The following is a 12,211-nucleotide window of genomic DNA, read 5'->3' as shown; positions in this document are numbered from 1 at the left end:
AGCCCTTTACCGATCAAAAGTATGTCATAAGCGCCGCCAGTTAGACTGTGCGGCGCTTTTTATTGGCCGCTAAAAACGTGCCTTCACGCCAAGGTTGATGGTGGTCCCCAACCCTTTAGTGTTGTAGCCGCTATAGGTAAAGGCCTGAGAGCGCGCAGAGTAGTAGTCTTCATTTAACAGGTTCTCTACCCCTAGGCTAAACTGCCAGTTATCTAGTTGGTAGCTACCGCTTAGGTTAACCAGGTTGTAATGGCTGACTGGACCTTGGGCACCCACATACTGGCCATTGACTGGCTCAAATCGCTTGCGATCGCCCACATACAGGTAGTTGATGGCGATGTTGGCATCGTCAATCGGCTGCCAGTTGACCGAAGCGGTGAATTTCGGCGCCGAGATCACCTGGCCGTCCAAATAGATATCCTTTTCGGTATCTTTTCCTTCTACCCAGCTGTAGCTGAAATCTGTGCCTAGGTTATCCAACCATTGGTAGGCCAATTGTGCCTCATAGCCCCAAATTTTTTGCGGGGCGCGCACCGGCATATAGACCCCTGTTACCGGATCATAGGCATTGCTGGTCCCCAGCTCTGAGGTGCTGCGATAGGCCGCCAGCTCATAGCTCAATTTGTCATACTGGCCTGAGAAACCAATCTCATAGTTGTCGACGATAGAGGCCTCGGTCTGAATCAGCGAGATATCGTTAACGGTTGCCGTGCGCAGTAATCTGCCTAGATCAGAGATGTCGGCGCCCTGAGAGAAGCTGGCGAATGGGCTAAAGGCATCGCTTAGCTGATAGCGCAGCCCTAGATTATAAGTGGTGGAGGTAAAGTTAAGTTCACCACCTGTGACATCGAAGGGGACAGAGCAAGTCTCTGCGGTGCGGCACACCTTAAGGGTTTCATAGTCATCGACGCTAATGTCGACTCTGTCGTGGCGTAATCCCGCCTTGAGGATCCAGTCATCATAGATCACCCACTTAGTTTGCAGATAACCCGCCAGGTTGCTCATGTCCATCTCGGGCACCCAGATGCGGCCATCATTCAGAGGTTGCGAGCTGATATCGTTCAGGGCATCGATACCATAGATGAAGCTTGCCGACACATTGTCCCAGTCAGTGTAGCTGTTGAAGTTCACCCTCAGGCCACGTTTTTCCGAGCGGATCAGCGATTGGCCACCATCATACCCCTCGCTGGGATTGGCCAGCGCCGCCGAGTAGAAGAACATGTTTTCAATCTTCTGATAGTAGGCATCTAAGGTCAGTTGAGTCTGGTTGAAGAGCTCCTGATCTGTGTATTTGAGCATCAGGTTGTGGTTGCCTCTTGGCCCTTGTGGCACACCGGGTTTAGGCGCGCTGCTCTTGATGGCATAGGTCTTCTCGCCGCTGTTGACACTGCCAGTGACATCCACCAGCTCGGCATTTTGCTGCGCCTCATAATAGTTGTAGGTCAGCTGAAGTTGTTTCTCACTGTCGAACTCATAGGCCAGCTTGGTAAACAGGTTTTGCGACTTGGTTTCAGACAGGCCGTAGATAAGCCCTATGATGTCGCCCTCGGCGTCATATTCCAGGCCTGTTTCTTCTTCTACCGCGCTGACCACATAGCTGAATTTGTCCAGTGTCCCGTCCAGGCTGGCGTGATAGCGATAACCTGCGCTGTCTTCAAATTTAACCGCACTGAATTTGCTCGATGCCCCCAGTTCGACGCTCGCCTTGGCATCGCTGCTAGGGGTCTTGGTGATGTAGTTGATGATCCCGCCTGACGCGCCATTACCATAGATAGAGGTTGCGCCCTTGATCACTTCGATACGCTCAATTGCGCTAGGATCGATAGAACGTATACCTAAACTGCCGTTTCTCAGCGGAGTGGACTGAGGTACACCGTCGATCATCACCAATGCCTTACGACCTCGCAAAGTCTGGCCGGCATTACTCGAGGTGCCAGTGCTGGGCGCCATGCCCGGTACACGAAAGGCCAACATGTTTTGTAGCTCGGAGGTGATCTGCATGTCCTGCGCCAAGGTCTTGTTGTCGATCAAGGTGACAGAGGAGGGCACCTCTTCGATGCTCTCGGCGCTGCGGCTACCGGTGACAATGATACGCTCTATGCCAGTATCATCGGCGATGACGCTAGGGCTTATCAGGCCAAGACAAAACAGACTGGTATAGAGAGCTAAAGGGGATTTTTTTAGGGTGAAGTGTGATGGCATCAAATTATCCTAAGTGTGTCCGAATAATGGGTAACAATTATTTGATGCGAATGATATAGATTATCATTTGTATTTGCTTGGAATTTACATATGTTACATTTTAAAGAGGTTGGCAGTAACGTATTGAACGATGTATTTATTAGGGCGGCTGTTGCTATGGGGTCATTTAGGCTGGCTAATTAAGCTGTTTATTGCCTTTGAGTGGGGCTTTAGGCCTGCACACATCGATGGTATGCAGGCCTAATTGCGTATCAGACGTTTAATTAGCGCTAAAGCTTACCTCGTAGGCGGTAAACTTACGCAGGTTGATGACGCCGGTGTCGAAGATCAGATACTGACCCTTAATGCCCAACAAGGTGCCACTTACATTCGGGTCTTTGTCGAAGTTGTGGGAGGCTATCTTGGTCGGAAACTCACTCACCGGGTAGTCGATAGCCACTATCTCCTCATCCAGTCGCTCGATGGCATATTCGCCATGGGCCATCGCCAGGCTATGTATATGCTGCTCAATTTGCGGCAGCAACTCCTCGGCGTGTTGTTTTAGCGGCAAGGGCTCGGCATTACCTTTCAACATGGCGCGCCAGTTGGTCTTGTCGGCAATCATTTTGGCTAGCTCTACTTCAATAAGGCCAGATAGCTGACGACTGGAGACTTTAAGAATAGGCAGGCCCTGAGTGGCGCCCTGATCTATCCAGCGGGTTGGTAACTGAGTATGACGAGTGATCCCGACCTTAAGTCCCGAGGTGTTGGAGAGGTAGACATAGTGAGGCACAAAACAGTTGGCCTCACCCCACTCGGGTTCGCGGCAGGTGCCTTCGGCAAAATGACAGGTTTCGGGCTTCATGATGCACATGTCGCAGCTTGCTAGCTTCTTCATGCAGACGAAGCAGTGGCCCTGGGAGTAACTCTTCTTGGTTTTCTTGCCGCAGTTGCAGCAAAAGATATTACCTGTGTGGGTTAAGTTTATCTTGCTGCCGATCAGAGGGTTAAGCTCGACTTCATTGTCGCCCAACAGCATATGGTAACTGGCCAGGCCCTGCTCATCGAGCCTGGTGCGCATTTTTCTCAAGGTTCCTTGCATGACACTCTCAATTGCGTTGGAGTCATTCGCCGCAGCGCTGACTCTTCGTTAATTTGTGATGAGTGTAACAGTTAAAGGGGGCAAGATGAAAATGGCGTGGGCCAGCATCTAGGTGCTGCCATGGAGAATTTGAACATGTTGCTTTGGGTGGGTGAGGGGATGGGGGGGATTTATTGTGTTTGCTGAATAGTGTTTGGTTATTTTTTTATGGAGTTATTGAGGTACACTAGGTTCTAGCAAGTCTTTCAAGATATAGGAGCCATATGATTAAGCCTGAACTGCCTGCCAATGAAAGAGAGAGGCTTCATGCCTTAAGAACACTGAAAATCCTCGATACCTCGCATGAAGAAAGGTTTGATCGCGTCACTCGAATGGCTAAGCGTATGTTTGGTGTAGAGATTTCACTGGTTAGCCTCGTTGATGAAAATAGGCAGTGGTTTAAATCTAAACAAGGTTTGGATGCATCTGAAACACCGCGCGATATATCGTTTTGCGGCCATGCCATTAATCAAGATGGTTTATTCATTATTCCTAATGCGATTGAAGACGTCCGGTTTGCTGATAACCCTCTAGTTACCCAAGAGCCTAATATCCGTTTTTATGCGGGCTATCCACTGAAATTGAGACAAGGGATAAAGATAGGGACATTATGCTTAATCGACTCGAAGCCTAAGCATTTGAATGAAGAAGATAAGCAGCTATTAAACGACTTGGGAGCCATGATTGAGCAAGAAATCAGATCAATTCAATTGGCAACACTTGACGAATTAACCTTAATATCGAACCGAAGAGGATTTATAACACTGGCCGAGCATAGCCAACGGGTCTGCCGGCGAAAAAAAATACCAATGTCAGTGATTTTATTTGACCTTAATAAGTTTAAACCGATTAATGATAATTTCGGGCATCATGAAGGTGATTTTGCATTACAGCAATTTGCAGAAGTGATGCGCAGTGTGTTCCGTGAGAGTGATGTGATTGGCAGGCTGGGCGGGGATGAGTTTGTTGCCATGTTGACAGACGTCAGTGATGAAACAATTGCGATCATTCTGGATCGATTTAAAACAGAAATGGACGCAATGAACAAGGCTATCAACAAACCTTATCTTATAGAATACAGTGCAGGTGTGGCGAATTTCTCATATGAGACAGAGCACTCGTTAGAAGAAATGATGGCGGCAGCTGATGCGGCGATGTACGAACAAAAGAAAGACGGTGAGCGTTAGCGCTTCAAGGCCATATCAGTATTAGCGAAAAAATCAAATTGACACCAAAGCTGGCACGTGAACAATCGCATCTGGGGGCCTCATCATTCAGGTCTCCCAGTTGTGTGAATTAACTTGATATATTCATGCATTGCCCAGCATAAATACTACTCGGTTATTCTGTAGTTTTTCCTCCGCCGCCTCTCTTCCCAACCTAATAACTGACAGCACAGGCCGGTGTCGAATGGTGTTGGCTGTTATTGGTTAACGTAAAGTAGTCGCCAGACTAAACGCGGTATTGATAACTTATATGGTGCATTAATTGATGTTGCATCGATGTGGAATCGGTTGGCTTCGTCATAGCACAGTTTCATTGCGAAACTCGATTCCTTTCTGTGTAGATAAAAAAAGCCGCGGCGGGTGCCGCGGCAAAGACCTAATCCCTGTCAATGACCTAAAGGGTTTCCATATTCGTTTGCAGTTAGGGTGCCTACCTTATTAAGCAGGGTAGGCTCACCCAAGGCGCTAAATTGATAGCGCCTGTTTTTCTTGCTTAGAAGTTGTAACGTACGCCAACGGAGTAACGGGCAGCGTTCTGCTGTGCAAGCAGCATTTGCTCCTCGTAGCGGCCGTAGACGCGTTTTTCCTGCTCAAGTACGTTGATGCCTTCGGCAAAGATGGACAGGCCGTCGGTGATCTGATAGCTCACGCTGATGTCCAACTGACCATAGGCCTCAGTGAACTGAGGAGCAGGACCACCGGCTTCAGCCTGACCCATGCCTGACAGGAAGGTATCGCGCCAGTTGTAGGCCAGACGCGCCTGCACGCCATAGTTTTCATAAAATACAGACATGTTGGCAGAGTCAGACATTCCGGGCAGGGCAAACTGCTCGTCCACGCGCTCTACGTCATACTCGGTATCGCCATCTACTAAGGTGTAGTTAGCGGCAAAACCAAAGCCTGTATCCCAGAACCAATGTTGCCATGCAATCTCAAAGCCGTTGATGTTTAGATCTTCGACGTTGTTAGGCTTGCTGATGTTCCACTCGGCAACGGGATCATTTCCTGATTGAGGTACGCGACCGTCGGCATTGCCATAACCGTTGTCAATCAGCCATTGGAACACGGCTTCATCACTTGGGGTTTCATTGTTGGCGATCAGCTCAGCACGGGCTTGCTCGGCAGCTGGGCCTGAGTATGGATCACGCAGGTGATCGTATTCTACGGTTTCAATGGTATTCATCAGGAAGTTTTCCACTTCCTTGTTGAAGTAACCCACAGATACGTAGCTGGCATCGTCGTAGTAGTATTCCAGCGACAAATCGATGTTATTCGAGCTGAAAGGCTTAAGCGACGTGTTACCGGCGAAACCGGTACGTGAACCGACTTTCGGGATGGGTGTCAGAGCGGTAGTGGCACGCATTGACGCTAAGGTTGGGCGTGTAATGGTACGGCTATAACTCAAACGTGCAACCAGGTTCTCAACCACTTCCAGGTTAATATCTAGGTTTGGTAAAAACTCTTTGTAGTCATGGGTTTCATGGCTGTAAGAGAAATCATCGGCATAAACGGTTTGCCACTCTGTGGGGTTTAGCCAAACCAGTTGCTGAGCTTCTTGTTGCATGGAGCTGGCAGTAACGTTTGTTTGTTCATAGCGTAAACCGGCAACGATACTCAGAGGCATATCGTTAAATTCACTGTCGATGTTTACCTGGATGTAGGCAGCTGTAGTGTCTTCCTCGATCAGGTGATCGTCCTGCCAAGGTGCTGAGACATACTCTACGTCATAGAGAGCCTCGGCTTTTTCCATAGCGGCTTGCTGATCGTAGCTGTAGTAGTAGGGGATCAACATGTCGCTACCACCACCTGAGAAGTCAGACAAGAAGTCTGAGCCCAGTCCCACATAGCTTACATCGTCTTTCCATAGTCCCATGTTGCCGTACCAGCCTGCGCTGATCGGGCCTGTGTAAGAGCCCTGTGCACGGGTTTCCATAGAGGTGAAAGAGACACCAAAGTCGATAGATGACAGGGCGTCGTTGTTATCATTTACCCATTGTCCGTCGAACTGGTACTGATTAACGTCGGTTTCGTTGCGACCGGCACGAACCCCGGCAAATAGCGAGGCATAATGCTCAGGCAGCAGGTGTGGTTCGCCGTTAGGGTTGAGTGTGCCATAGTTGGCACCAAGCAGCGGGATCTCTGTGCTGGTGGCATCATAGGTCTTGTCGGCGATGTTGAGCGCGCCTAGGATAAAGAACTTGTTATCGGCATAGTCACCCAATGTACCTTCGGCGGTGGCGTTAGAATCATGGGCATCGAAGCTTAGCGCAAGGTTATCTGTCGCCTGCCATTTAATGTTAAAGCCAAGCGAATTGTTGATATTGTCTGAAGCGTTTTGCTGCATGGTACTTGAGTAGTCGCCGCCCACTTCGGTCACATAATCAAAGGTGCCGTTTTCATTGATATGAGCTTCGGTGGCGTTGCCTGGACCTGAGAACCATAGACCCCAAGTGTCAGTATTGGAGACATCAGACAGCTTGGAGTAGGTATAATCCAGCGTCATTTCGATGTCATCGTTAGGGGCATATTGGAATACCAGCTGAGCGTTGGTACGTTCACGCTCGGTATCCTGGCTGGCAAAACCTATGTTACGGGCGTAGAAGGTATTGCCGTAAGGGTTTTTGTTTTCGTTTACTACGACGGCGTTAGGGTTTAACTCGCCATCTATGTTCTGGCGCCATCCGTCAATCGTGGCTTTCTTGGTGTTGCTGTCGCGCTTCTGGTAAGAGGCTGATAAACCCAGACCGAAAGAGTCATCCAAGAAGGTGTTGCTGAAAATACCTGAGATCTCAGGCGTCACAGAGCTGCCATCTTCTACGCTAGTGTCATGATGGGCCTTCACGCCAATGTTGGCCACAAGATCACGGGTGTCGAAAGGGCGGGCAGTACGGATGTTAATGGTTGAACCTATGCCACCAGAGCTGACATCGGCCTTACCGGTTTTGTAAATTTCTACACCGCTGACCGCATCAGAGGCGAGGTTAGCAAATTCGAACGAACGGGTCGATTCGCCTGCTACCTGAGCGGTGGGCATAGTACGATTATTCAGTAGTACCAGGTTAAAGTCTGGGCCAAAGCCACGTACTGTCACCTTGCTGCCTTCACCGTTGACACGGTCGATAGACACACCAGTGATTCGTTGTAGCGATTCGGCTAGGTTGGTGTCGGGGAATTTACCGATATCTTCGGCAGAAATGGCATCCACTACACCGGCGGATTGGCGTTTGAGTTCCATGGCTTTAGCCTGCGAACCTCGTACACCTGTGACTTGGATAACTTCGATATCACCGTTCACCACAGGGGCTTCTTCGGCAATGGCGGGTAGGGCAGACAGAAAGCCCAGTACCAGAGATACACTGGTAGCTAGCTTTGATTTTTTGAATTGTAATTGTTGCATCAGGTTCCTCTCCCAGAGACCCTTGGCTGCGGTGCAGCTCGGGACGCTATTGTTGTAAAGCTTACAGGTTTGCATACAACTTCGCCTGCGAGTATAAATGTAAGCGCTTACATAAATTAAGATGATGACGTTTTTATGTCAACCATTTGTGGGTCAAATGTTGGAAAAATGTTTGCCTAAATTTTTGTGATATTCGCCATAACTTAATCTAACTCATTGTAATGGCGTGATTTAGATGGTATGTCGGGGCGTTCAAATAATCATCTGAAAAAATGTAAGCGCTTACAGCTTTTCAGATTTTGGCACCCCTGGATGGAGAAAAAATAGATTATGCCTTAGGAGGTTGAACCGATTCTCGTACAACCAGCTCAGGTTCGAAGCGATGACTAAAGTTCACCTCGCGATTGTCATACACCTCTTTTAAGACCCAATTGGCTGCCATGTGTCCCATATCTTGTATCGGGTTACACACGGTCGTGAGCTTGGGAGAGATATACCTGGGGAAGGGGATATTGTCGAATCCCACGAAGGAGATATCCTGGGGGACCTGTAATCCTCGCTCGAGGCAGAGCGCAATAGCACCCGATGCCATCTGATCGTTGGCGCACACCACAGCGGTAAAGGGCTGACCACGCTCAAGTAGCACCGCCATGCCCTCATAGCCACCTTCTTCACGAAAATCGCCTTCGAAAAACAGCCGTTCATCGAAGGTTAGCCCTTTTTCTGTCAGCGCCTGTTTATGGCCTTCGAGACGTTCTCTGGCATCGAGCTTAAAGAGCGGCCCGGAAATGTAGGCCACCTGCTGATGACCGTGTTCCAGCACGTGGCGACTGGCAAGCAGGCCGCCCTCGAGATTATTCAGGTGTACACAGCGATCTTCAATGCCATCCACATGGCGGTTGATCAGTACCACAGGGGTTTTGCCCTTGCAGAGTTTCTGCAAGTATTCATTGGACAGGATTTCGGCATCCACAATCAGCGCATCGCAGCCGCGAGATAACAGAAACTCTACCGCATCCTTTTCCTGGGCAGCATCACTGTGTCCGGCGGCAATGATCACATGCTTGTTGGCAGCGCGTAGTACCGATTCGATTTCCCGCATCAAGGGACCGTAAAAAGGCCCATCGAGCTGGGAGACCAAGACGCCAACACTGTTAGAACGGTTGGACGCCAATGACTGGGCTATGCTGTTAGGGCGATAACCCAGCTGCTCCATGGCATCATGGACTTTTTTGCATGTCTTTTCGCTGACTTTGCCTGTGTTGTTGACTACCCGGGAGACGGTCGCTAGCGACACGCCTGCCAGGATGGAAACGTCATAAATTGTGGCCATGAGAGCTGGCTTTCCTTGAACTGCTATGTGCCTGAATGTTTTTGTTCCAGCGCCAGACTGATTTGTGCCACGCGCTGACTGTCTAGTGTATAGCGTCGCATGATAAAGGCAACCGCGATTGAAGCCAGTGCCGGATACAGGGTAAAACAGAGCACCATGCCATTCAGTGTGTCCTGGCTTTGGGCGGTATCAGCCTGATATCCGTAGGCGGCAAGCAGCCAACCAGCTAAGGCTCCGCCTATAGCCAGGCCAAGCTTGATAAAGAAGATCACCGATGAGTAGACCAATCCAGTGGTGCGCACCCCGGTTTTAAATTGGCCATAATCCACGGTATCAGCCATTTTGGCCCATAACAGTGGTGTGCCCATATTGATGGTGAAGTTCCAGGCGACATAGAGCACCAGTGCCAGCATATATTGATCGCTTGGGACAAACCAGGCGAGTAGGCAAAGTGCGGCGGCAATCAGCTGTAGCCGGATATAGGCCTTGACCTTACATACCTTGTCGGCAAGCTTTTTCGCCAGTCCCACCCCAAAGATATTACCGATCACGCCGCAGGTGACGAACAGACTGATCATCTCCTCGCGTCCCAGCACATATTTAACGTAATAGATGGCGAGCGTCGATTTGAGTACCAAGCCGGTGAGCAAGAAGATGGCCGCTCCCGACAGAACTCGCCACTGATCATTGGCCCACAGCGCCTTGGCTGCAGCCTTTGGATCATCGCCGCTATCATCAGTAGAGAAATCCCGTTCCTTGGTGCCGGCAAAACAGAGCAGAAACATCACAGTGCCCACTATGCTCATGGCAAGAATAGTGAGCTGATAGCCCTTGGCCTTGTCTCCTTCACCAAAAAAATCCACCAGGGGAAGGGTGAGGGAAGTGACCATGAGTCCACCCAACATGGCAAACACAAAGCGGTAGGATTGCACCGACACCCGTTCGGCCGGATTGGTGGTCAGGGCTGCGCCGAGGGCACAATAGGGGATGTTGATAGCGGTATAGGCCAGCATCAATAACGCATAGGTGATTAGGGCATAGATCTCTTTGCCGCTTTCGCTAAAGTCGGGTGTGGTAAACGCCAGCACACTGATGGCGCCAAAAGGAAAGGCAAACCAAAGTAGGTAGGGACGATAGCGGCCGAAGCGGGTCTTGGTGCGATCGGCAAAGTAGCCCATCAGGGGATCGGTCACCGCATCCATTATGCGTACGGCTAAAAACATGGTGCCAACAAAGGCGGCCGATATTCCAAAAATGTCGGTGTAGAAAAATGTCAAAAACAGCATGACGGTTTGGAATACTATGTTGCTGGCGGTATCGCCAAGCCCGTAGGCGATTTTTTCTCTGACGCTTAACATGGCGACCTCCTTTGTTATTGTTGGCTTAGCGAGTGTCTGAGTGCAAGCATTTCTTGGTAGGCCTTGGCGCTCGATTTGAGGGTGCGTTCTTGGGTGGTGTAGTCAACGTATACCAAGCCAAAGCGTTTACGATAGCCTTCGGCCCATTCGAAGTTATCCATCAAACTCCAGGCGAAGTAGCCTTTAACCTCTACGCCTGCTTCAATCGCGTCATGTACTGCCAGCAGGTGTGATTGCAGATAGTCGAGTCGCATTGGGTCATGTACCTCACCTTCACGGACCATATCGTCTTCGGCGGCGCCGTTCTCAGTGATGTAGATAGGTGGCAGGTCAAATGTCTGTGACAGGTCTTTTAACAGATCGGTAAAGGCATGTGGGCAGATCTCCCAGTCCATGGCTGTGCGGGGAACATTCGCTATGCGCACGTCCTCAAAGCCCAAATCGCCACCGGCTTGATACACATTACGGGTGTAATAGTTAATGCCGAGGTAATCCATTTTCTCTTGAATGATCTCCATGTCACCGGGCTGTACGGGTGGCTGCTCATCTGCGTCTAGGCTATTGATGATGTCGGGATAACGGCCTTCCATCAGTGGCATCAAATACCAAATATTATGGTATTCATGAGCTTTGCGGGCAGCCTCTCGATCTGCTTCGCAGTCCTGGAAGGCGTAGGCGGGGCTGAAGTTAAGGACTATGCCAGCCTTGGCATGGGGGGCGAAACGGCGAATTTCAGCCATGGCCAGGCCATGGGCTAACAGCAGGTGATGGGCGGCGGCACGGCCTTCCTTGCGACTGCAATGTCCGGGGGCGTGAATACCTACCTCATAGCCAAGAAAGGCGCTGCAAAATGGTTCGTTAAGGGTGGAGTAGGCATAGACACGATCTCCTAGTGCCTGAACCACAATGCGAGTGTAATGGGCGAAGGCGAGGGCAGTATCTCGGTTAAGCCAGCCTCCCTTATCTTCAAGATGTTGAGGTAAATCCCAGTGATATAAGGTAACAAACACCGTGATATTACGCAGGTTAAGCGCATCGATCAGGCCAGAGTAAAACGCCATTCCCTCACGATTGATGCTGCCATCTTGGTTCAGCACTCGCCCCCAGGAGATTGACAACCGGTAAGCATCGACACCGAGGGAAGCGATTAATGCCACATCTTCGCGCCAGTGGTTGATATGATCGCAGGCCACTTCGCCATTCGAGCCATCGGCAATCTTTCCGGGCTGGGCGCAAAAAGTATCCCAAATACAGGGAAGACGATGGTGAAGATCACCTTCAATTTGAAAAGAAGCAGTGGCGACCCCGAACAAAAAGTCTTTTTGCATCATGGCCGAATCACTCGGTAGTGTGAATGCTGGTATTTGTTTCATTGTTGTTCTGTTCCTGAAATTGTCCCTACTCACCTGTGGTGCCTGCCACTGACCCTGATGGATTCAATGATTCCTTGGGCAAAATAGGTTGACAAGGGTTAAGGTAATGTTAAAAATGAAAGCGCTTACATTAATCTAGTGGCAGAACCGAAAAAGGTCAATCACCAATATGGTTCACACTGCCCAACGCAGCAAATTTAGG

The 12,211-nt window shown here is 49.9% G+C and carries 7 protein-coding genes; 1 reads left to right on the top strand and 6 read right to left on the bottom strand.

Annotation, left to right across the window (positions count from 1 at the left end; genetic code table 11):
- Positions 1-69: 69 nt before the first annotated feature.
- Positions 70-2,202, bottom strand: a complete 2,133-nt coding sequence (locus CFF01_RS10905; RefSeq protein ID WP_088904809.1) for a TonB-dependent receptor — start codon at positions 2,200-2,202, stop codon at positions 70-72.
- A 259-nt stretch (positions 2,203-2,461) separates the two neighbouring features.
- A complete protein-coding gene (locus CFF01_RS10900) occupies positions 2,462-3,283 on the bottom strand; it encodes a DUF2797 domain-containing protein (RefSeq protein ID WP_088904808.1) in 822 nt (273 codons plus the stop codon).
- Positions 3,284-3,546: 263 nt separating this feature from the next.
- Between CFF01_RS10900 and CFF01_RS10895 the strand changes: the two genes are divergently transcribed.
- On the top strand, positions 3,547-4,509 hold the full coding sequence (locus tag CFF01_RS10895; protein WP_088904807.1) for a sensor domain-containing diguanylate cyclase: 963 nt from the start codon (positions 3,547-3,549) through the stop codon (positions 4,507-4,509).
- 532 nt (positions 4,510-5,041) lie between these two features.
- Here CFF01_RS10895 and CFF01_RS10890 read toward each other — a convergent pair.
- The 4 genes from CFF01_RS10890 to CFF01_RS10875 all read right to left on the bottom strand — a co-directional run bounded on the left by CFF01_RS10890 (position 5,042) and on the right by CFF01_RS10875 (position 12,000).
- The gene (locus CFF01_RS10890) at positions 5,042-7,945 is read right to left on the bottom strand and encodes a TonB-dependent receptor (RefSeq protein WP_157704983.1); all 2,904 of its coding nucleotides are present in this window, start codon (positions 7,943-7,945) and stop codon (positions 5,042-5,044) included.
- 328 nt (positions 7,946-8,273) lie between these two features.
- A complete protein-coding gene (locus CFF01_RS10885) occupies positions 8,274-9,278 on the bottom strand; it encodes a LacI family DNA-binding transcriptional regulator (RefSeq protein WP_088904805.1) in 1,005 nt (334 codons plus the stop codon).
- A 23-nt stretch (positions 9,279-9,301) separates the two neighbouring features.
- Entirely contained in the window at positions 9,302-10,636 is a 1,335-nt protein-coding gene (locus tag CFF01_RS10880; RefSeq protein ID WP_088904804.1) for a glycoside-pentoside-hexuronide (GPH):cation symporter, read from the bottom strand.
- Between the two features lie 14 nt (positions 10,637-10,650).
- Positions 10,651-12,000: a GH1 family beta-glucosidase gene (locus CFF01_RS10875; RefSeq protein ID WP_408640517.1), complete on the bottom strand. Its 1,350-nt coding sequence runs from the start codon at positions 11,998-12,000 to the stop codon at positions 10,651-10,653.
- Positions 12,001-12,211 lie beyond the last annotated feature (211 nt).

Origin of the sequence: Shewanella marisflavi, from assembly GCF_002215585.1 — a bacterium.
In the GTDB taxonomy this organism is placed as follows: domain Bacteria; phylum Pseudomonadota; class Gammaproteobacteria; order Enterobacterales; family Shewanellaceae; genus Shewanella; species Shewanella marisflavi.
This window is presented reverse-complemented; position numbering and strand designations above follow the sequence as displayed.